We start from the raw sequence: 21,384 nt of genomic DNA, 5'->3' as shown, positions 1-21,384 counted from the left end.
CGACTCGCCACGCAGCCTTAATCCGGCCGCGTGGCTTATTTTTGCAGTAGGATTAGTCTGGCACGCCATAAAACTTTAAGAGCAGGATGATTGTTTAGAATATTGTATATCCCGTGATTCAACATTGTCAGAACTATATTTTATGGAACACACACCTAAACAGATGGTATTTGAACTCCTGAAATCCATCGAAACTGGTGCTACTGCACCTGTTAATTACATCAATCCCGAAAAATACATTCAACATAACCTGGATGCCGCCGACGGCCTGGCTGGCTTCGGAGCTTTGTTACAAGACCTCCCTAAAGGCAGCGCAAAAGTCAATACCATGCGTATTTTTCAGGATGGAGACATCGTTTTCGCCCACACTGATTACAACTTCTTCGGACCTAAAATAGGGTTTGATATCTTTCGTTTTGAGAATGAGCATATCTGTGAACACTGGGACAATCTACAATCGACTCCTAAAATTCCTAATCCCAGCGGCCATAGCATGACGGATGGAAGCACCGACCTGCATGACCTCGGTAAAACCAGCGCCAATAAGAAACTGGTCAAAGATTTCGTGGAAGATATCCTGATCAACGGCCAGATGGAAATGCTGCCTAAATATTTTTACGGAGACCAATACATCCAGCACAATCCAGGCATTGGCGACGGGTTAACAGGGCTCAACTCTGCACTGAAAGACTGGGGCGAGCATGGCGTCACCATGAAATACTCGAAGGTACATCAGGTACTCGGAGAAGGTAATTTTGTGCTGGTTGTCAGTGAAGGATATATGGACTCCTACCATTGCGCCTTTTACGATCTCTTCCGTGTAGAAAACGATTTCATTGCAGAGCATTGGGATACCATTCAGAGTATTCCCATGCGAAACCAATGGAAGAATAAAAACGGTAAGTTCTGATTATCAATCATATAGAACTAAAATCACCCCAAGGAGGGATATCGGAATAACATCTGATTAACAATTATCCGGAATACGGCATCCGGTATTATACGTTTATTCTAAGAAACCCCGCTGCAGCAATGACGACCCTACTTAAGCAAACCAACCCCAATCCAGCAGAGACAACGAGCTGCCAGGATGGTATTAATTCAGTCACAGTAATTAACACCCTGAGCATCATATCTGCGGTTCTCATCGCTATTCAATCCTGTTTACTTTTTTCCTATACGCGTGACAGCTATTTCCTTGGTCTGGGAACACTTGCTGGTATTGCCTTTCTGGGCTTATTGCTGTTAAACGAACTGGGAATGACTTTAATGGCAAGGTTATTTTTCCTGGCCATCCATCAGACAGTGGCCATCCTACTGGCCATCGTGAAGGGCGCGGTTGTGGGAGAAGCCATCCTCGCGGCCTTTTTGATCATAGTAACGTTACTGGTATTTACCCGCACCTGGATCATAGTGAGTTGTATCACTTTAAGTATTGCGTGTCTGCTTATCATCAAAATAAATTTCCATACCGGCTTTCTAAATCCTGTACCAGAAAAAGGTTTACAGTCGATCCGCTTTTTTAAAGAATGCTGCGCGGCATCCTTGTTCATATTGATATCTGCCGGCGTTGGTTTCTTCAAACGGAACGTGCTCGGTCTGATTAAAGCGCTCAAAAAATCAAATAGGGAACTGCAACAAGCGTTAAAGGAGAAGTCTATGCTGGCGCAGTTTCTGAGCCATGAAATCAGGAATCCCCTGCATTCCATGGCGGGTATCACGGAAGTAATGACGAGAGAGATTTCCGGGAAAGATGAATATAATCCCCTGATGGAATATATGCATGATTTGAATGCCAGCAGCGGCTATGCCATGTCTGTCGTGAACAATGTACTGGAACTCGAGGCTGCAGAAAGGCAATGCTGTTCTCCTGAGGTTTTTGCTCCTGCCGACTGGTTGCAGGGAATTGTGAAATCTTTCCAGTATCAGGCATCGCATAAGCAGGTAGCATTAGTGTTTGTTTCGGGAGACGACATTCCCTCCTACATCAGTTCCCCCAAGAACTGTCTGAATAAGATCGTCATTAATCTCATTATCAATGCCATCAAATTTACGAGAGAGAATAGTGTTGTTTCTATTACGCTTTCCCGGGAAAATGAGCGCCTTTGCATAAGTGTGCAGGACCGCGGAATGGGTATGTCACGCGAAAAGAGAGACCGCATTTTTAATCTCTATGAGACGGAGAAAAATGAATTCCTGCAAGGCTCAGGTATTGGGCTGTATGTGGCCAATAACCTTACGCGGGCGATAGGCGGAACACTGGCACTGGAGAGCGAAGAAAATAAAGGCACGACGTTTATCCTGGAGTGGCCTTTGCAGGAAGCCGCCACTCCTCCGATGAAAGTAGTGTCTAACCTGGATGGTTTCGAGGGACTGAAATTACTTGCGGTAGATGATGACACTTTCAGCCAGAAATACCTGAAACGCTATTTTGATGATACGGAGATTCATATCCGCCAGGCCTTTCATGGGGAAGAAGGACTTAAACTTTGCAGGGACTGGCAGCCAGATGTTTTATTACTGGATGTATTCCTGGGAGATATGACTGGCCATGAGTTCCTGGAACAGGTGCATATCCTGTCGCCAGATACGCGCGTTATCATTGTGAGTGGAACATCTTCAGAGGAGGAAAAGCAGTGGTTCCTGGATGCAGGGGCAGATAATTACCTCATGAAACCATTACCAAAGCGGGCTTTATACGCCGCCATTGAGCATGTAATGGGCAAGGAAAGCGCCGCTGCTATTTAAAAACCGGCAGGATGTCGGAATTCCCCCTGTATTTGTCGCTATACCACAGCATCGGCTCCGTTCTGGCATTGTAAGTTTGTGTCAGCAAATAAAACGCTGATATATGGGAACTCAAATTTTTGTGAATCTGCCGGTAAAAGACTTGAACCGATCCATTGCATTCTTTACCAAACTGGGATATACCTTCAATCCTCAATTTACTGATCATAAAGCTACCTGCATGGTAGTTTCCGACCATATTTACTTTATGTTGATTGTGGAAGAATTCTTCCAGACTTTCACCCGCAAACCTATTGCAGACGCCAGTCAGGTAACAGAGGCTATCCTCTGCCTGTCGGCAGACAGCCGGGAAGCCGTGGATGAAATTACGCGTAAAGCAGTAGAAGCCGGCGGCAGTATTCCCCGCGAAGCGCAGGACCATGGCTGGATGTATATCAAAGGCTTCCAGGACCTCGATGGTCATCTGTGGGAATACCTTTACATGGATAGTAACGCAACACCTGCCTCTTAACCATGTTCATGTTGATGAACTTTTCTATAAACGTCGTTTTCAACAACGACGTTTTTTTTATTCTGCAAAGATGCTTTTGATAGCAAACAGATTTTTATAAGTTTGTGCCCATGCATCGATTCCACTATTTTTTCCGCGTTGTTATTTTGCCTTTATTATGCCTGGCCTGCTTGCCAGCCACTGCGCAACAATATTATCTTTTTATAGGTTCCTATAACAAAAACAAAGGACAGGAAGGTATCTATGTGTATACCTTTAATCCTGCCACTGGCGCTACAAAGAAAGTGTATGCTATCACTGATGTCATCAATCCCTCCTATCTGAATTTATCTGCCAGCGGGCAATTTTTATATGCCGCCACAGAATCGCGTATTCCAAATGGCGGTACGGTCAGCAGTTATGCATTCGACAGCGTTAAAGGCGCACTGCGTTTTTTGAATAGTCAGTCCAGCGGCGGAGAGAATCCGGTGTATGTAATGCCCAACAGCGCCAATACCTGGTTGGCGAATGCCAATTATACGGCTGGCAGTCTCTCTATACATCCCTTATTACCTGATGGCAGCATTGGGTTACCAGGGCAAACTTTACATATTGAGGCAAAAAGTATAGGTCCTCGTCAGAACCAATCGCATGTACATTCTGTAGGATTTAGTCCGGATGAAAAATACCTCTATGCACCTGATTTAGGAGCAGATAAAATCTGGTGGTATCAGCTTACTCCCGGCACGGAGCCGCTGCAGCCGGCCAGCAGGCCGTTTACGCGTACTGCGCCTAATAGTGGTCCACGTCATTTTGCCTTTCATCCGAATGGCAGGTTCGGCTATTGTATTGAAGAGATCAGTGGTAATGTGGTGGCCTATCGTTATAAAAATGGAGCGCTGGATAGTATGCAAACCATTGCGGCGCATTTCGTTAAGGATGAAGATGGCTATGATGCAGCGGATATACATATCACACCAGATGGACGATACTTATATTCCAGTACTCGTGGTGATGAAAATATCATTATATGCTATGCTATTGATGCACGTAATGGCCGGCTCACCCAGCGAAGTGTTACGCCTAGCGGTGGTAATCATCCCAGAAATTTCGTGATCGATCCTACCGGAAATTACTTGCTGGTGGCCCATCAGATGAGTAACGATATTGTTATCTTTAAGAGAAATGCGAAGACAGGGGCTTTACAGCAGACAGGAAAGCTGGAACAAATTACCGCGCCTTCCTGTCTGAAAATACGGGCTTATAACGTGCAGCCCTAAACGAAATTACATCAGGAGAATATCTATTCTGTGCGCTTGTACTAGTTGTGCCGACTTCGACCAGGAGAAGATGGTGAAATACCCATCCTGGGAAGCTACGAGTGCCAGGCAATTACGCTGATCGTGTACGAATTGTGCGGCAGACAAATGCCTGGTACCGCCCAATGCCGATGCGTGGACTGTCTGCGGACGTAGGTCCAGCACAGGTTCCAGCATGGCTACCTGTTCTACTGCCGTAGAGTTATAGGCACGGGTAATTTTTGCCCCGAAAGCCAGTAGTTCCTGTCGGTCATTGATGATGGTGGCGCCATCTACGGCAGTGAGGCCACTGATATTATCTACTTCTCTTCGCAGAGCATTCTGCCAGAATATTTCACTTACCGTACTGTCGTCTCTTTTTACCAAATCAGCTACACCTGAAAATGCCGGCGATATTGGATATTGCAGGGGATGGATAATAGAATCCCTCCATTCCTCGGAGCCGGAAGGCGTTACCAGCAGGATGCCTCCCCTGCCATGCGCCCGCATAGACACCGCAATCTGGATTAATACATTGGTAGGATTATTCCATACCGGGGAAGATTTATATCCCAGCAGGGAGCTGAGGATATCCGGGACATCTCTTTTCATGCTACAGCCTTCATCCACGATTTTGATCTGATCTCCTTTCAGGACGGCCACATTATTGAATTTACCCACGCCCATGAGTCGCCGGTGCTTTACTACCAGCAATCCTGGTTCTGCCACGTCCAGCACAAAGCATAGATTAGGCAGTTTGATGGTAGTTCCCCAGATGTACAGGTCATTTCCTTCGTACCAAATGCCGATATGAATTCCTGCGCGTTCCACGCCTGGAGCCAGTTTGGTGAGGGCGTTGGGTGTTAGCGGAATGGGATTGGCGAATAGTAAAGGTTTTCCTGCCTGGGCGGGCGATAAAAATGCGAGGGAAATGCGGGTAGCATTTCCTTCTTCTCTGCGGAGGCTGGCCCAGAACGCAATATCGATGATGCGTTCAATGATTTTGGGAGATGGACCTGTTGCCAGGTCGTCTTCTCCGCTATGGGCGGCAGCTTCCAGGTGTTGCTGAAAGTGTTCGGCAACGGGGCCGGATACTTTCACTGCAGCCTGATATGTTGAATCAAATGTAAGGTCCATAGTACAAACTATTATTCATCCATTCCGGCATTATCGTCGCCATGTTGCGTTTTGCTGCTATTGGCCACCATATTGCTGATGGTATTGATCTCATCTTTGGTAAAATAGCGCCATTTGCCCGGGGCCAGGTCTTTCAGGGCGATATTCATGATACGCGTTCTTTTGAGGGCAGTAACATGATACCCCAGCACTTCGCACATACGGCGGATCTGGCGATTGAGGCCCTGGGTGAGGATAATTCTGAACCGATTGGTACCTTCCTGTTTCACAAAGGCCGGCAAGGTGGTGGTACCGAGGATACGTACACCGCTGCGCATTGCTTTGACAAATTCCAGGGTAATAGGTTTATCGACCGTAACGATATATTCTTTTTCGTGCTGGTTACCGGCACGGAGAATTTTATTAACGATGTCGCCATCATTGGTTAGGAAGATAAGGCCTTCCGAGAGTTTATCCAGCCGGCCAATGGGAAAAATGCGGGAAGAATAATTGAGATAGTCGACGATATTCGTTTTATCCTTTCTATCTGTGGTGCAGGTAATTCCTTTGGGTTTATTCAGGGCGATGTAGACGGTAGCCTTCTTCTTTTTGAGCGGCTCCCCGTCTACTTCTACCACATCGCCTTCCTGGACGCGATCGCCTTTGGAAGCGATATTATCATTAATGGTGACACGGGCCTGGTCGATGAGTTTATCGGCCTCTCTGCGGCTGCAGAAGCCTGAGTCACTAACGTATTTGTTGATACTGATATTCATACTAGCTCTTAAGTCAGACAGCAAAAATACTTAAATAACTGCTGCCGACCATCAGCGGTTTATTGCTGATTTGCAGGAGCTTTGGCTGCTTCTTTCTCTTTTTGAGCTGCTTCTTTTGCCGCTTGCTTTGCTTGTTTGCGGAAATAGCCTCTCAGCAGGAAGTTATGTTTCAGCGCTTCCATGTTCTCATCCAGTTTGGAACTGGAGCTTTGTAAATTGAGGAGCGTAGCTTTCAATGCCGCAGCACTTTGTTTATCGTTCAGGAGAACGCCGGCAGGAGAACTATCAGTGCCCAACTGGTGGCCAAGCCCGGCAGTAGTGGCTTTCAGGTCTTCCACCATTTTATTGGCGTTTACAGATACCTCATTCAGTTGTTTCATGGTACTACGCAGCTGCGAGAATACCACGGTATCTGACACCAGGTTATTAGAAAGGGAACCAGGTGTCTGGAGTTTGGCAGCATAAGCCGCCAGACCTTCTGTCAGGCGTTGGGTATTGCCGGCAGATTTCTGTAAAGAAGCGAGGGTACCTTGCAGGTTATTGTAAAGCGTTTCGTCAGAGAGCAGTTTACCCACTGTTCCCTGGCCGTCTGCAATTCTTTTGGTGATTACTTTCAGATTGGAAGTGATTTCCACCAGACTTTTATTATTAACCTGGAGGGTATTCATGATATCATCTGTACTAACGGTAGCGGCTACTTGTAATTGATCGCCATCTTCGATAGCTGGCATTTTATCTGTACCGCCGGTGAGCGCAATGATTTTGTTACCAACGAAACCATCGGAGCTTACTCTTACTTCAACATCTTTGTGGATATATTTGGCAGCACTTTTCTCCACGTTCATTTGCACCAGGATTTCATCGTGCTTGAGGAATTCGATTCTTTTTACTGTACCTACCTTTACGCCGGAGTACCAAACATTGTTCCCTTCTGAGAGGCCGTTCACATCTTTAAATATGGCCTTCACCCTTACTGCCGACACAAAAGTTTTCTTTTGTCCGCCGAGTGTGAGGATGGCCGCAATAAAAATGAGGACACCGATGAGGATGAATATACCTACGATGACAGCCCTTCTGTTACTTGTATCTTTCATAAATTACTGAATAAAATTATAGTCATAAAACTCCCGGATCAGTTCATCATTGGACTCGAATACTTCGTCGAAAGGTCCGCGCTTGATGAATCTGCCTTCTTTCATTACCACGATATTGTCACCGGTTACTTTGGCGCAGGTGAGGTCGTGGGTGATGATGATGGAAGTGGTATTAAATCTGTGTTGTACTTCGTTGATCAGGTTATTGATTTCAGTACAGGTGATAGGATCGAGTCCGGCTGTAGGTTCATCATACAGCATGATATCAGGTCTGAGGATCAGCGTACGGGCAATACCGATACGTTTACGCTGACCTCCGGAGAGCTCTGACGGCATCTGGTGGAGCGTTTGAGAGAGGCCAACGGCATCCAGTACGGTTTCCACCATTTGTTTTACTTTTCCGCGGGTAATGCCCGGGGTATTACGTTTCAGGGGAAAAGCGAGGTTTTCGCCCACCGTCATACTATCGTATAGGGCCCCGTTCTGGAAGCAGAAACCCACTTTCAGGCGTAGTTCCCTAAGTTCAGGATTGGACAAGGCTGGTACTTCCTTTCCCAGCACATTGACCGCGCCGGAATCAGGTGATAACAGTCCTACTATTATTTTGATCAATACGGATTTCCCGGTACCGGAACGGCCCAGGACTACAATATTCTCTCCTTTATGTACATCCAGACTAATTCCCCGCAGTACATGATTGCTGTCAAAGGATTTGTAGAGATCATTAATTTTGATCACTTTATCCTGCCAGTCGATATTTGGTTTAAAATTCTTCATGCTACTATCTGAAAGAGTTTGCCACCTGTACAATAACTACTTCCTCGAGGAAGATCAGGAACATAGAAACCACAACCGATACGTTTGCAGCTTTACCTACGCCCTGTGTGCCCTGAGAAGCTCTCCAACCCTGGTAACAGCCTACAATACCAATTGTGAAGCCATAAATGATACCTTTCATAGTAGTGGTACCAAAATCCAGGAAAGTAATATTCTTGAATGCATTCTGAAAGAAGGTAGTGAAGCTGGTGTGCTCATTCATATATATGTCCAGGAATGAACCCAACATGGCTACCAGTCCAGTATAGCATACCAGGATAGGAATACATACTGTAGTGGCCATCACCCTTGTTACCACGAGGTATTTGAAGGGATTGATGGCAGATACTTCCATGGCATCAATTTGTTCTGTTACCTTCATTGATGCCAGCTCCGCGCCAATACTGGAACCCACTTTACCTGCACAAATCAGCGAAGTAACGAGGGGGGCCAGGGCACGAACCACTGCTATAGCAATCAGGGAAGGAAGCCAGGAAGTAGCCCCAAATTCAGATAGGGAGGGGCGTGATTGTTTGGTAAATACCAGGCCTGTAATAAAGCCGGTCATTGTAATCAGGGCCAGGGATTTGTATCCCACCATATAACACTGCCTGATAAACTCTCTCACCTCCAAAGGAGGGCGCAGCGCTTCCTTAAAAAAGCGCTTGATAAACTGGAAAATGCTGTATAAGTCTAGGAAGAAATTATCAAGCCCCCTGGACACGACTGGTTTCTCCGGTTGTCCGCTGCTGGAATCCATTTGCCGAAATTTTTTAATATCAATTATGCCTATACGGAGTACGTTTCATGACACAACCATCCCGCTAAATTACAATTTTGGTTCTCAGATTGTTACATGTGGAAAAAGAAATTGAAAAGTTTCCGCATTTTTTAAGCCTGAAATGATGATAAATCAACAATGGTATTCTGCTCATATCCAATACAGTAGCGATCTTTCGCTGACATATAAGTTGTCTGTCCCAGGCAGCAGGAAATATTCACGATTTTGTGAAAATAACAGAAAATTGATATCCGCAAGTCCTCTTGCAGCAGGAGGATGGGTGATCCGAATACTATTCGTCTCTCTAAAAAATAAAAACAAAAGGCTATCTCCTTTAACAGGAGACAGCCCTTTATTCCGTTTGCCCTTAATAAATAAATAGTAGCGCCGGCCGTTGCCGGTACTTATTTTTTCTTCAATACGTAGGAATAATTCCCCGCATTGCTGAGATTCAATGTCACTTCGTAAGTGCCAGGATCAGTGATGACGATATTCGCTCCATCCCTGTTCAGGAAAGGATCAGAAGGTTTGTTATCGCCATAATTGATGTCGTAGGCATGGTTGGCGCGGAACTTAAACTGACCGGCGCTCATATCTACCGTTGCCGACCATACGTTTTTGGCAGCATCGAAAGTAAGCTCTGTATCGTTGCTCCAGCTGCCTACAGCATCCCCGATCATAGACCAGGTGGTGCGGGTGGCGGACCACTTATTTGTGCTCAGATCCAGGTTCAGGAAGTAATAACCTGCGCCGATTACCTGCAGATTTTCGCCGGTAGTTGATAATATGCCAGCATTATTGACGCTGGTACCGCCATAGTTGGTACCACTCCAGGTAGCTTCTGACGTAAACTTGAAAGTGGTACTGGCGCCTGTGAAAGAAGCATATCCTTCATAGGCTTTATCTGATTTAAGAGAAGCCAGTTTCGCAGCGCTTGCCGGGTCCCAGCCCTGGTAATCGCCTGGCGCCCACATAGATGGATAATCGATCAGATCCAGGTAAGAAGAAACCACCAGCACCTTTACATTGGAATAAGCAGCCGGATAATTATCACTGATAGACGCTTTCACACGCACTTCAATGCCACTGAGCACGCCATTATCAAGTTCCAGTCCGTTAGCGATGGTATTCAGATCGGCGACAGACAAGGATTTTGACATACCGTCTGCGGAAACGTTTTTCACTACCGCGAAGTTGGTACCTTTCTTTGCAAACTGGAGACTATATTTTACCACTCCATGGAAACCAAAATCTGAGGCATTCCATTGAAATTTAACAATGGTATCAGCAGCATGGTCTTTTTGTAAGATGGTAGTATCCTTATTGCTGGCCAGTGTAGGCGCAGTGCCTTCGCTGGCAAATGTTTTGACTTCGTCTTTCTTGCAGGACCAGAGCGCTGCAGCGAACAGACCTGCCATCATATATTTGGAAAAAGCTGTTTTCATTACTGGGAATTTGTGTGATTAATAACCGGTGTTCTGTTTGAGCGATGGGTTCGCAGTCAGGTCCGTAGCTGGAATCGGATAGATGGTACGGAAAGACTCCACTCCTCTACCCTCTTTTATTCCGCCTTTCCAAGGCCATACATACGTTCCAGCAGTGAACTTTTCGAAACGGATCAGATCAGAACGACGGAAAGCTTCCCAATATAATTCCCGACCTCTCTCCGCCAGGATGTAATCCAGGTTGTAACCGGTAATATCGGCAGATTTATTTCCGTAGGCGCGTTCCAGTAAGGCATTCAGATAACCGATTGCGGTATTCTCATCGCCGCCTGCACCGCCACGTTTTACAGCTTCGGCATAGATCAGATATTGCTCTGCCAGTCGGAATAACGGAAAATCAACAGAGCTGAAAGCGCCACCAGGAGCCGGCGGCGTTACGCCGGTGGAGGTCACGTTTCTATATTTAATCACACGTAATCCATCTGTAAATTGTGCAGGATCATCAATATCTGCTTTGGTTCCATAGAACATGGCGCGTTTATCGGTAGCGCCACTGTGGTCTGTAAACAGGTCGGGCAGCGCTTTTGTAGATCTGTTACCACCCCAACCGCCGCCAGGAACACCAAAGGAAGCAGGATTCATATCGCCATTGATAGCTGCATTGATGATAAAAGTAGTACCACCATTATTCTGCACTTTCACGCCATCATATACAATTGGCAGAATGATCTCCGGATTATTGACATCATTATCCGCCAGGAACAGTCCTTTGTAATCAGATTTCAGGGCATAGCCTGCATTGATTACTTTGGAAGAATAAGTGATCGCTTCAGTATATTTTCCGTTGCCTTTACCAAGGTATACTTCCGCGTTCAGGTAGAGTCGCGCCAGAAGCGACCAAACCGCTGCCTGGTCTACGCGTGCATATTCGTTATTCCTTGCTTTTACAACCAGTGGTTCAATAGCCAGGAGTTCAGACTCCACATATTTAAATAACGCAGTGCGGTTTGTTTGCGGAGGAATATATTTTCCGATAGGGTCATTCTCTGTTACAAATGGAGGATTCGCAAACAGATCCATCAGTACCCAGTATTCAAAGGCACGCAGGAAGCGGGCTTCCGCGCGGAAGGTACGTATATCGTCCGCATCTTTACCAGTAAAGCCACGGGATGAGATTTTCTCATCAGTAGATTCGCGGAGGAATTCATTCGCGATGGTAACATGGAAGAGACTACGATTGTATAATGCTGCCAGCAGTACGTTGTTGCTGGTCCAGTTCATGTTATGGAAGTCAGGAATACCCGGATCGTTCCATACGCAGGCTGCTTCTTCTGTAGGCAATTCCTGTGCATTCCAGAACAGCCGGAGGAAGTCTGCCTGGCCAGGATCAATACCTGCGAGGTCGGAGGAACCGGTGCCATTATTTCCTGGCAATGCGAAACTACCGTATACTTTTGCCAGTACCTGTTTGTAACCATCCAGGGTTTTGTAAGCCACTTCAGAAGTGGTGGCATTCGTAGGCATTCTGTCCAGATCCTTAGTACAGGAGCTTAAACCAGCAACAGCTACGAAGACACATATTTTGAGAAAGTTCTTTTTCATCTTGCTAAATATTTTTATTAAAACTCCAGGTTCGCTCCCAGTACAAATGTTCTGGATCTTGGATATAAGTTATAGTCAATACCGCCGTTCAATTCAGGGTCCAGTCCTTTGTATTTGGTAATCACAAATACGTTCTGGCAGGTGGCGTTCAGACGCAGGTGACCTGTATTTTTAAACAGGCTGCCCAGGTCATACCCCAGTGTCAGGTTGTCCATACGCAGGAAAGACGCATTCTGCACGTAGTAGTCGGACTGATATTGATTGTTATAGAAGTTGGTATTGTAGATATCCGTTGTACTGTTGTTGAGGAGGCCCAGCGGGTTCAAAATATTTCTTCTAACGCCGAAGTTGGAAGCAACGTTGTTGTACATGTAGTTACCCAGACTGGCGCGGAGCGAAGTGCTCAGTGTCCAGCGGTCGTAGGTTACCTGTGTGCTGAAGCCCAGGAATACCTTTGGCGCCGGAGATTTATAGCGATACATGTCTTTCTGGTTGATGATACCATCTCCGTTCAGATCTTCGTATACCCCTTCCAGTGGTTTACCGTTCTTATCATATACTTGTTTGTATACATAGAAAGCGAAGGTATTGTAGCCTACAGAGTGGATCTGGATAGACTGACCAGTACCGCCCGTGATGCCGCCGGTCAGGTTTCCAACAAAGCTGGAATCTGTAACTGCCGTCAGATTGGTGATTTTGTTGTTGTTATAGGTAAGGTTGAAATTCACATCCCAGGTCAGTTTCCCTTTCTGGATAGGCGTAGCGCCGATGTTCAGTTCAATACCTTTATTCTCGATATTACCTACGTTGGTGAGGATTTGGTTGCTGAAGTTGGAACCAATTGGAATAGGCACCGTGTTCAGCAGGTTTTTTGTCTTCTTATAATACACATCCACACTACCTCTCAGCCTGTCCTGGAGCACCGCGAAATCGAGTCCTCCGTTCCAGGTAGCCGTTTGTTCCCACTTAATATTTTTATCGTAAGCGGCAGGCGCCTGCATGTTATACCAGTTGTTGCCGAATTGATACATGCTCGCATTGGAACTGGTAGAATAGATTGCCATATAGGAGTAGTTGGCGATACCATCCTGGTTACCGGTAATACCATAGCTCAGACGCAGTTTCAGATCGCTCAGCGTTTTGGATTCTTTCAGGAAAGATTCTCTGTTGATTCTCCAGGTCAATGCAGCGGAAGGGAAAACGCCCCAGCGGTTTTCTTTTGCAAAGCGGGAGGAACCATCTGTACGCAGCGATCCTTGTACAATATATTTATCGTCGAAGGTATAGATCAGACGGCCATAGTAAGAGATGAGCGTATTTCTTGGAATATCGAAAGGAAACTTCGGTATACTCCCTACGATAGTATCTCCTTTGGCATTAAAGCTGGCGTAGTTATAGTTGGTAGTGGCATTATCATAGTAGCCATAACCCGCGAGCGCGTTGATGTTTGATTTTATACCAGGGAAAGTTTTGTTATAGTTCAGGTAGAACTCACCTACTTTATTATTAATTTTTTGCAGGAAGTGATTGTTCTGACCTGCTGTGGTATAGGCCTGTCCGGCGTTTGCAGGTACGAAGGTAGTGCCGCTGCCTCTGGATACATCATAACCCAGGTTCAGATTGGCGCGCAGTTCAGGCAGGAAATGGAATTTGTAATCCAGTTCAATATTACCGTAGCTGCGTTTTACTTCAGAGTTGTTATCCTGCATGCGAATGAGGGAAACAGGGTTTCTTGGCGCATTTGGATTGAGCGTAACGTTGCCTGCAGCATCTTTTGTATACCATTCAAAGTAACCGCCGAAAGGACTGCTGGAATCATACACCGGTTGGGTTGGATCGAACTGTACTGCGTTGATGATGGCCTGTTGGTTTGCGTAATGCGCATTGGTGATGGCGCCTTTCGCGCTGATATTCACTTTCAGGTGTTTATCAAAGAACTGTGGGTTCAGGTTTACGCTCAGGAAAGAGCGTTTCAGGTTATCTGTGATCAGCACACCGGACTGGTTCATGAAGTTACCAGACACGCGGTAAGGGATATTTTTAATCGCGCCACTGATGCTAAGATTATTATCTGTGGTGATACCGGTACGATAGATTTCTTTCTGCCAATCGGTGCTGGCATTACCCATCAGCGCTTTCTGTGCAGGCGTACCAAGAGAGTCTACATATTTACGAAAATCATCTGCAGAGAGTACGTCAATTTTCTTACTGATTTTACCTACAGCAAAGCTGGTGTTGAAATTGATTTTTGCTCTGCCGGAAGTTCCTTTCTTAGTTGTGATCATTATCACCCCGTTGGATGCTCTGGAGCCATAGATGGCAGTTGCAGCAGCATCTTTCATGATAGTGAGGCTTTCAATATCATTAGGATTGAGCAGTACCATTGGATTAGGAGCGCCGTTGATACCGCCTCCGCTGAAAGGAACTCCGTCTACTACGTAGAGCGGATCGTTGCTGGCATTCAGTGAAGAACCGCCACGGATGCGGATAGTGCTACCTACGCCTGGTTGTCCGCTGTTGGATGTTATGGAGACGCCAGCCACTTTACCCAGAATCAGTTGTTCAGGGGTTTGGATACTTCCTTTCTGAAAGTCTTTCGTAGTTATGGTAGCGATACTTCCCGTTACATCTTTCTTTTTCTGGGTACCATAACCGATCACCACGGCTTCCATCAGGTCGTGTTTATCATCAGCCAGTTTTACATCGATGGTAGTCTGCCCTCCTACTGTAATTTCCACTGGTTTCTTACCCATGAAAGTGTATACGAGTATGGTGGCAGGGGTTGTTCCTCCAATGGTATAGTGGCCCTGGCCATTTGTTTGTGTTCCGCGACTGGTACCCTTGATCTGGATACTCACTCCCGGCAGGGATTCGCCGGTGGCGGCATCGGTTACCTTCCCGCTGATTTGTCCCTGCGCCTGCGCGGTGAATGCGCACAGTAGCAGCAACAATACAGGCATGAAAAGCCGATTGTAGAACTTTTTCATAACGTTGTGTGAATTTGGGTGATAATAAGAATCAATCATAACAAGTGAATCAGTAATAACAAGTAAAATCAGTAAACAAGTGAATCTATAATAACAAGTGGCATCAAAACCCTAAAGGCTATTTGCTTAATTCAAAAACCATTTCCTGCATGGCAGGTATATCTATACTTCCATTCAGTTTAATTGCAGTACCGGTGATGATATTGTTGGCAGCCGAGAAACCTTCGGTGCGTTCGTTGAAGTGGGTCAGATCTATAGTCCTTGCTTCCTTCGCCGTATTCATTACACACATGACTGTCTGATGGTCGGTATAGCGGAAATACACGTATACGCCATCACGGGGCGCAAATTGCATTAACTTACCGAATTTCAATGCATCGGAATTTTTACGATATGTACCCAGTTTCTTTACAAGCGCCTGTACTTCCGTTTCGGCAGCGGTCATTCCTTTTCCGGTGAAGGCGCTGCGGGTATCTTCTTTCCAGCCACCGGGAAAATCCAGTCGTACCAATCCATCCGGCTTGGTTTCGCCTTTCATCAGTACTTCTGAGCCATAGTACAGTTGTGGAATTCCTCTGCATGTCAACAGCCAGGTATAGGCAATTTTCTGTTTGGCTACATCTTCTTTTACAATGGAGAAAAATCGGTTCAGATCGTGGTTGTCGAGTAATAGTACATTTTTGGTTGGGTCCTGGTAGAGATAATCATAACTGAGTACGTTGTACAGTTGTATTACGCCGGTATTCCAGCCCAGCTCCTGTGTCAGCGCAGGTACGATTCCATTGAACAGGCATTGGAAATCTAAGAGTCCTGGTAGGTTGCTTTTAAAAGCGGTATTGATATTGTTTTTTACAAAGTATACTTGATTAGGCGTGTTCTGCACCAGTACTTCCCCGAAAATGCTGATCTGGGGATATTCCTGCAGCAGCGCGGCATTACAGTCGTTCCCAAACTGAAGATCATTGTACATGTACGTGTCTACCCGAATCGCGTCTACCCCAAATTCTTCTACATACCAGATGGCATTTTGTATGATAAAGCTGGCTACATAAGGGTTACGTTGGTTCCAGTCGGGCATTTCCTTAACAAACCAGCCATCGGTCATCAGTTTTTTATCGATGGCGGAGGCGTGTGGATCGAACAGCGCTTGTTCTCTGGCGCTGGTACCTGTGAAGGTAGGCCATTGGTTTAACCAGTCTTTTGAAGGCAGGTCCTGTACAATAAAGTGCCAGGTGCCGGTATGATTGTATACCGCGTCCTGTACGAGTTTCATGCCTTTGTGATGTAAAGCGTCAGAGAGTTCCTTATAGCCATTGTTCCCACCATAACGGGCATCTATTTTATAGTGATTGGTGATGGCGTAGCCGTGTTCCGTACGGGAAGGCATATCGTTTTCCATTACGGGCGTCATCCAGAGGGCGGTTACGCCCAGCTGATCCAGGTAATCCAAGTGCTGGATGATACCTTTGAAATCGCCGCCATGGCGGGCATAATAATCGGCCCGGTTGAGCGACTGATCCCGCATCCCTTTTACGCGGTCATTGGTAGTATCGCCATTGCTGAAGCGGTCCGGCATTAGGAAGTAAATCATATCCGCGGCAGAAACACCCTGAGCAAAATCCTTTCCCGGTGTACCTTTCCTGGCTTTCAGCTGCCAGGATATATGTGATTTTTTACCATTTTTAGTATAGATGAAATCTACATTGCCTGGTTGGGCAGCAGCGGTGATTTCAATATCGGCAGCGAGGTATTTGCCATTTTCGAAGGTATGTACTGCCAGCAGATTTACGCCTGGATAGTTGATGGCCAACTGACCTTTGCTAAAATCAGCATCATTATTTTTAAGGAGTAATTGCAACTTGTTCGTCTTCATTCCTGTCCACCAGTTGACTGGATAGATTTCAGGAGACGCGGCATAGGTAGCATATGCAGAAAATAACAAGAATAGTCCGGCGATCAGCTTCTTCATCATAATGTGGAACTAAAAATTTCAGAGGGGCAATTTATGGAAACCTGCGTCATCCTTAGCATCCCTTATACTGACAACCCTCTTGCCGTTACATAAAAACCAGTCGACATATTTTTAGTATTTAGTATAAGAAACGACGTCGTTCGTATAAAAAAATGGTTGTTTAATGAATATTCTTTAGCTTGAACGGGAATTTTTCAGCCACTTATGATAGATATACCGCGGTCGAGATGGGGGAAGAAGAGTGTATATGCCATCTATTGGGTCTTCTATGTACTACTTTTCGGGTTTATTCAGGCAGGTCCTTACCATGATTACCGGAATGCATTTGCATCCGAGTTAATCAGTTTACCTATGCGCGTACTCTTTGTTACCATTGTGCTGGAAGTCATGGTGGAACAATTTCTCTTTAAAAAGAAAGTCTGGCTTTTCATTCTGATTTATATTCCGCTGATATTAAGTTTTGCCGTTATTCAACGATGGCTTGACAATACTTTTATATTGGAATATTTCCTAACTCATTGGCAAAAAGAGCCGCTATTAAGCATTTCGCCCTATATCTACAGCGTGATCAAGTTACAGTTTGTGGTAACGATTCCATTTTCTGTGAAGTTGTTTTATAACTGGGTAACGGAACAGCATCGTTCCATGCGGATGGCGGAAGAGAAAACACAGGCAGAGCTAATCATCTTACGCAATCAATTTCATCCGCATTTTATTTTCAATGTACTGAATACGCTTTATGCGAAAACGGTATTTACTTCTCCGGAATCTGCGGAGATCATTTCCCGAATGTCTTCTCTGTTGCGGTTTTCTATTTATGAAATTAACACCCGACTCATACCATTAGAGAAGGAAATCCAGTATCTGGAAGATTATATCTCTCTACAAAAGGCACGTTTTGAACACCGGCAGCAAATAAGTTTTCATATCGATGGACAACCGGAAAACAAATACCTGGAACCTTTTATTTTAATGGCTTTCGTGGAAAACAGTTTTAAGCATTGCATGCCTAATGAGCATGGCGACAACTGGATTACCATTTCTATTTCTATACAGCAGGAATGGCTGACAGCGAAGATAGAAAACAGTGCCATTAAGGGTTACAGCGGGCAGCAGCTGAGTGGTAGCGGCGGTGTGGGATTAGAAAATGTAAAGCGGCGCTTAAACTTAATTTACGGCGAACAATATACCTTAAAAATTACCCAAGACGAGGACAGTTATTTTGTGTATTTGAAATTGAAACTGGAAGCACATGACGCATAGTATCAATTGTATCATTATTGAAGATGAGAAACCGGCCGCCGATCTGCTGGCCACCTATATCAGCCGTGTAGAGCTGTTGCATTTGGCAGGTACATTCACCAGCGGTACCCAGGCGATGCGTTGCCTGACTACGCAAAAAATTGACCTCATCTTTACCGATATTAACTTGCCGGGTATCAGCGGCGTAGATTTCATCCGTTCGCTGACACCAGCTCCCAATGTGATTTTCACGACCGCTCACGCAGAATATGCCGTGGATGGATTTGACCTGGATGCAGTAGATTTTCTGCTGAAACCCATTTCTTTTGAAAGATTCCTCAAAGCGATTCACCGTTTCATCAAACTGGATAAACAGTTGATGGAAGCGGCACCGCGACAGGAAGTTCCAGAAAAAGAGCCGCCTTTTATCTTTATCAAATGCGATAAAAAAATGGTGAAAATTTTCCTGGATGATATCCTGTTTTTTGAATCACAAAAGAATTATTTGCTGATCAATACCAACAAGGATGTTTTCAAAACTTATCATTCCATTTCAGAGATGGAGGAAAAGTTGCCGGAGTCTATGTTTGTAAGGATTCACCGCTCTTTCATCGTGTCGATTCCTAAAATAGAAAAGTTCAACAGCAATGCTATTGAACTCAATGGTATCCATATTCCTATTGGAAGACATTACGGCTCCACTACTACGCAGGCATTGAAGAACTATCAACAAACACATCCTTCCTTCCAGCTCTGATTTATACCAGTGCTGATTCAGCGTCTGAATTGGAGAATGCAGCTGCTTGTTCCATGAATAGCGCTTCAATCATACCTATTTCCTTGCCATACATTGTTTTCTTACGCTTACCGAAGTAAAGGGTATTTTCCATCACTTTGTTGCCGATCCATGCCAGTTTGAGTTTTCCAGCATCCAGTTCATGACGACAGAGGAAATCAGGGATTACCGCAAACCCTTTCCCATCGCTCAGACAGCGTACAATCGAGCATTTATTGGGTACAATATAATTAGGTCGGAAGTCTGGATGCTTATTGAAATTCTGGTACCAGAATTTGCGCATGATTTCCATATCGGCAGCGGTAGTATACCAGATTTGTTCCTTCAGCCAGTTTTCCAAATCCTGCATGTTCCCCGCTTTGATCAGGGCTTTGAGCTCCTTCGTATCCTGCTTCCCTCCTGCTACCAGCACAATTCTTTCTTTAGAAAAAGGAATGTACTCCAGATTGGTCTGATTCCCTTTTTGTGGCGTAATAATGAGGTCCAGCAGGCCATTGTCCAGGTCGTGCTGCATGTCCGGGTATTCCCCGAATTTGATATTGATATTGAAAGGCAATGTGGAAATATACTGTTCCAGGGTAAACTGGAATGTTTCCAGGCACATGCCAATACAGATGTTTGATTTGTTGGCCTCTGAAGTTTTATGAAAATGTACTTCCGCATCTTCCAACCTGTTGACGGCTTCGAGGATGTAGTTATACAAGACTTTCGCTTTTTCTGTGGGCACCATTTTGCGGGCTGTGCGGTCAAACAGTTTATAGCCTACATAAGACTCGAGGGAATTGAGGTGCAGACTCACCCCTGGCTGGGAAACGTAGAGGGCTTGGGCCGTGGCGGTGAGGGAGCCGGTTTCATAAATGGTTTTGAAAGTACGGAACCATTCAAAATTCAATAACATAACCTATCATTTTTCTGATGCAAATGTACAATTTATCTAATTATGATAATCAAAGAACCTAAAATAGCTTTGCATTAGCAAAAACGAAAAAAGTACATGGAACAGTTATTAACGATAGAAACGCCCATATCCAAGAAGGCTGGCAGCCGCATACCAGCAGCGTTGTGGGCATTGACAATCAGTGCGTTTGCTATAGGCACTACGGAATTTGTTGCGGTAGGCATATTACCGACCATAGCGGAGAGTTTGCGGGTGAGCGTATCCGCATCGGGGCTGCTGGTGAGTATCTATGCGTTGGGAGTGGCCATAGGCGGGCCTCTGTTAACGGCTCTGACCACTAAGATCCCTCGTAAGCCATTGTTGGTATCCCTCATGGGCTTATTTATCCTGGGGCATATAGCCTCTACTTTTGCGCCGAATTTCGGCCTGTTGCTGACGGCCAGGTTTATATCAGGATTTGCCCATGCTGTATTTTTCGGCGTAGGGGCTACAATAGCGGCCACGCTCGTGTCTCCCGATAAAAAAGCCACCGCTATTGCGATTATGTTTGCGGGCCTGACGGTCGCCATCATTGTGGGGGTACCATTAGGCACTTATATAGGCCAGCATTTAGGCTGGAGGGCAACCTTTGGCGGCGTGGCCGTATTAGGGGTAATCGGACTCATTGCTACCGCCCTGTTGTTGCCATCCAATTTAAAACAGGAGGCGCCGCTGCAATTAAAAGATCAGCTGCAGGTATTGAGGAACAAGCATATTTTACTGGTACTGGCGATTACCGCCCTGGGATATGGCGGTACATTTGTCGTATTTACTTATCTGGCCACCTTGCTGGAGAAAGTGACTGGTTTTCAGGCGAACGCTGTCAGTATACTATTGCTGGTATACGGCGTGGCCATCGCGTTGGGCAATGTGATAGGAGGCAAAATCAGTAATCATCATCCGGCGAAAGTATTGATCCGTTTATTTTTATACCAGGTTATTATTTTGCTGGCTTTCACTTTTACAGCGCATTATCGTATAGGCGCAGTAGTTACCCTGCTGTTGATGGGAGGCATGTCTTTCGCCACCGTACCGGGCTTACAGTTATACATTGTGCAACTGGCCGGTAAATATTTACCCGGAACGGAAGATATTTCTTCCTCTTTAAACATTTCCGCTTTCAATCTGGGTGTGGCTATTGGCTCTTATGTAGGCGGCGCTGTAGTGGCTGCCCCTATGCTGGGATTAAGCGCTACACCTTGGATAGGCGCCATCATGGTATTGATAGGAGCAGGATTAACGGTGATAAGTTACAAGCAGCAAGGTACGGCTGTTGCATAATTG

At 45.5% G+C, this 21,384-nt stretch carries 17 protein-coding genes; 7 read left to right on the top strand and 10 right to left on the bottom strand.

The window, feature by feature from the left end; translation table 11 throughout:
* Positions 1-142: 142 nt before the first annotated feature.
* The 4 genes from CLV59_RS21325 (at position 143) to CLV59_RS21310 (ending at position 4,518) form a co-directional block, all read left to right on the top strand.
* Positions 143-910: a nuclear transport factor 2 family protein gene (locus CLV59_RS21325; RefSeq protein WP_111594102.1), complete on the top strand. Its 768-nt coding sequence runs from the start codon at positions 143-145 to the stop codon at positions 908-910.
* 122 nt (positions 911-1,032) lie between these two features.
* On the top strand, positions 1,033-2,748 hold the full coding sequence (locus CLV59_RS21320) for an ATP-binding response regulator (protein ID WP_111594101.1): 1,716 nt from the start codon (positions 1,033-1,035) through the stop codon (positions 2,746-2,748).
* Between the two features lie 103 nt (positions 2,749-2,851).
* The gene (locus CLV59_RS21315) at positions 2,852-3,259 is read left to right on the top strand and encodes a VOC family protein (RefSeq protein WP_111594100.1); all 408 of its coding nucleotides are present in this window, start codon (positions 2,852-2,854) and stop codon (positions 3,257-3,259) included.
* Between the two features lie 110 nt (positions 3,260-3,369).
* Complete coding sequence (locus tag CLV59_RS21310; protein ID WP_111594099.1) at positions 3,370-4,518, top strand: lactonase family protein; 1,149 nt, start codon at positions 3,370-3,372, stop codon at positions 4,516-4,518.
* A gap of 6 nt (positions 4,519-4,524) precedes the next feature.
* Here CLV59_RS21310 and CLV59_RS21305 read toward each other — a convergent pair whose 3' ends face one another.
* From CLV59_RS21305 to CLV59_RS21265, 9 genes are all read right to left on the bottom strand, one after another.
* Positions 4,525-5,673: a putative sensor domain DACNV-containing protein gene (locus tag CLV59_RS21305; RefSeq protein WP_111594098.1), complete on the bottom strand. Its 1,149-nt coding sequence runs from the start codon at positions 5,671-5,673 to the stop codon at positions 4,525-4,527.
* Positions 5,674-5,684: 11 nt separating this feature from the next.
* Positions 5,685-6,428: a 23S rRNA pseudouridine(2604) synthase RluF gene (gene rluF, locus CLV59_RS21300; protein ID WP_111594097.1), complete on the bottom strand. Its 744-nt coding sequence runs from the start codon at positions 6,426-6,428 to the stop codon at positions 5,685-5,687.
* A gap of 59 nt (positions 6,429-6,487) precedes the next feature.
* Entirely contained in the window at positions 6,488-7,522 is a 1,035-nt protein-coding gene (locus tag CLV59_RS21295) for an MlaD family protein (RefSeq protein ID WP_111594096.1), read from the bottom strand.
* Positions 7,523-7,525: 3 nt separating this feature from the next.
* Complete coding sequence (locus CLV59_RS21290) at positions 7,526-8,299, bottom strand: ABC transporter ATP-binding protein (RefSeq protein ID WP_111594095.1); 774 nt, start codon at positions 8,297-8,299, stop codon at positions 7,526-7,528.
* Between the two features lie 4 nt (positions 8,300-8,303).
* Entirely contained in the window at positions 8,304-9,098 is a 795-nt protein-coding gene (locus CLV59_RS21285; protein ID WP_111594094.1) for an MlaE family ABC transporter permease, read from the bottom strand.
* A 425-nt stretch (positions 9,099-9,523) separates the two neighbouring features.
* Positions 9,524-10,564, bottom strand: a complete 1,041-nt coding sequence (locus tag CLV59_RS21280) for a SusE domain-containing protein (protein WP_111594093.1) — start codon at positions 10,562-10,564, stop codon at positions 9,524-9,526.
* 18 nt (positions 10,565-10,582) lie between these two features.
* Positions 10,583-12,166, bottom strand: a complete 1,584-nt coding sequence (locus CLV59_RS21275) for a RagB/SusD family nutrient uptake outer membrane protein (RefSeq protein WP_111594092.1) — start codon at positions 12,164-12,166, stop codon at positions 10,583-10,585.
* A gap of 17 nt (positions 12,167-12,183) precedes the next feature.
* Positions 12,184-15,153, bottom strand: a complete 2,970-nt coding sequence (locus CLV59_RS21270; protein ID WP_111594091.1) for a SusC/RagA family TonB-linked outer membrane protein — start codon at positions 15,151-15,153, stop codon at positions 12,184-12,186.
* A gap of 118 nt (positions 15,154-15,271) precedes the next feature.
* Positions 15,272-17,125 (bottom strand): glycoside hydrolase family 13 protein, encoded by a 1,854-nt coding sequence (locus tag CLV59_RS21265; protein ID WP_245950915.1) that lies wholly within the window; start codon positions 17,123-17,125, stop codon positions 15,272-15,274.
* 204 nt (positions 17,126-17,329) lie between these two features.
* Here CLV59_RS21265 and CLV59_RS21260 point away from each other — a divergent pair, with 204 nt between their 5' ends.
* A complete protein-coding gene (locus CLV59_RS21260; protein ID WP_111594090.1) occupies positions 17,330-18,388 on the top strand; it encodes a sensor histidine kinase in 1,059 nt (352 codons plus the stop codon).
* Positions 18,378-19,124: a LytR/AlgR family response regulator transcription factor gene (locus CLV59_RS21255; RefSeq protein WP_111594089.1), complete on the top strand. Its 747-nt coding sequence runs from the start codon at positions 18,378-18,380 to the stop codon at positions 19,122-19,124. Before CLV59_RS21260 ends, CLV59_RS21255 begins: the two co-directional genes overlap by 11 nt.
* A gap of 1 nt (position 19,125) precedes the next feature.
* Here the strand turns inward: CLV59_RS21255 and CLV59_RS21250 are convergent, their stop codons facing one another.
* Positions 19,126-20,061: a LysR family transcriptional regulator gene (locus CLV59_RS21250; protein ID WP_111594088.1), complete on the bottom strand. Its 936-nt coding sequence runs from the start codon at positions 20,059-20,061 to the stop codon at positions 19,126-19,128.
* Between the two features lie 96 nt (positions 20,062-20,157).
* Between CLV59_RS21250 and CLV59_RS21245 the strand changes: the two genes are divergently transcribed.
* The gene (locus CLV59_RS21245) at positions 20,158-21,381 is read left to right on the top strand and encodes an MFS transporter (RefSeq protein ID WP_111594087.1); all 1,224 of its coding nucleotides are present in this window, start codon (positions 20,158-20,160) and stop codon (positions 21,379-21,381) included.
* The last annotated feature ends 3 nt before the right edge of the window (positions 21,382-21,384 follow it).

It is taken from the genome of Chitinophaga dinghuensis, from assembly GCF_003259435.1.
Classification (GTDB): domain Bacteria; phylum Bacteroidota; class Bacteroidia; order Chitinophagales; family Chitinophagaceae; genus Chitinophaga; species Chitinophaga dinghuensis.
This window is presented reverse-complemented; position numbering and strand designations above follow the sequence as displayed.

What these genes read in the sequence shown, in the direction of transcription:
- CLV59_RS21310 (WP_111594099.1), top strand. Translation starts at nt 3,370, where the DNA reads ATGCATCGATTCCACTATTTTTTCCGCGTTGTTATTTTGCCTTTATTA.
- CLV59_RS21255 (WP_111594089.1), top strand. Translation starts at nt 18,378, where the DNA reads ATGACGCATAGTATCAATTGTATCATTATTGAAGATGAGAAACCGGCC.
- CLV59_RS21280 (WP_111594093.1), bottom strand. Translation starts at nt 10,564, where the DNA reads ATGAAAACAGCTTTTTCCAAATATATGATGGCAGGTCTGTTCGCTGCA.
- CLV59_RS21295 (WP_111594096.1), bottom strand. Translation starts at nt 7,522, where the DNA reads ATGAAAGATACAAGTAACAGAAGGGCTGTCATCGTAGGTATATTCATC.
- CLV59_RS21320 (WP_111594101.1), top strand. Translation starts at nt 1,033, where the DNA reads ATGACGACCCTACTTAAGCAAACCAACCCCAATCCAGCAGAGACAACG.
- CLV59_RS21270 (WP_111594091.1), bottom strand. Translation starts at nt 15,153, where the DNA reads ATGAAAAAGTTCTACAATCGGCTTTTCATGCCTGTATTGTTGCTGCTA.
- CLV59_RS21285 (WP_111594094.1), bottom strand. Translation starts at nt 9,098, where the DNA reads ATGGATTCCAGCAGCGGACAACCGGAGAAACCAGTCGTGTCCAGGGGG.
- CLV59_RS21265 (WP_245950915.1), bottom strand. Translation starts at nt 17,125, where the DNA reads ATGATGAAGAAGCTGATCGCCGGACTATTCTTGTTATTTTCTGCATAT.
- CLV59_RS21260 (WP_111594090.1), top strand. Translation starts at nt 17,330, where the DNA reads ATGATAGATATACCGCGGTCGAGATGGGGGAAGAAGAGTGTATATGCC.
- CLV59_RS21315 (WP_111594100.1), top strand. Translation starts at nt 2,852, where the DNA reads ATGGGAACTCAAATTTTTGTGAATCTGCCGGTAAAAGACTTGAACCGA.
- CLV59_RS21305 (WP_111594098.1), bottom strand. Translation starts at nt 5,673, where the DNA reads ATGGACCTTACATTTGATTCAACATATCAGGCTGCAGTGAAAGTATCC.
- rluF (WP_111594097.1), bottom strand. Translation starts at nt 6,428, where the DNA reads ATGAATATCAGTATCAACAAATACGTTAGTGACTCAGGCTTCTGCAGC.
- CLV59_RS21250 (WP_111594088.1), bottom strand. Translation starts at nt 20,061, where the DNA reads ATGTTATTGAATTTTGAATGGTTCCGTACTTTCAAAACCATTTATGAA.
- CLV59_RS21245 (WP_111594087.1), top strand. Translation starts at nt 20,158, where the DNA reads ATGGAACAGTTATTAACGATAGAAACGCCCATATCCAAGAAGGCTGGC.
- CLV59_RS21290 (WP_111594095.1), bottom strand. Translation starts at nt 8,299, where the DNA reads ATGAAGAATTTTAAACCAAATATCGACTGGCAGGATAAAGTGATCAAA.
- CLV59_RS21325 (WP_111594102.1), top strand. Translation starts at nt 143, where the DNA reads ATGGAACACACACCTAAACAGATGGTATTTGAACTCCTGAAATCCATC.
- CLV59_RS21275 (WP_111594092.1), bottom strand. Translation starts at nt 12,166, where the DNA reads ATGAAAAAGAACTTTCTCAAAATATGTGTCTTCGTAGCTGTTGCTGGT.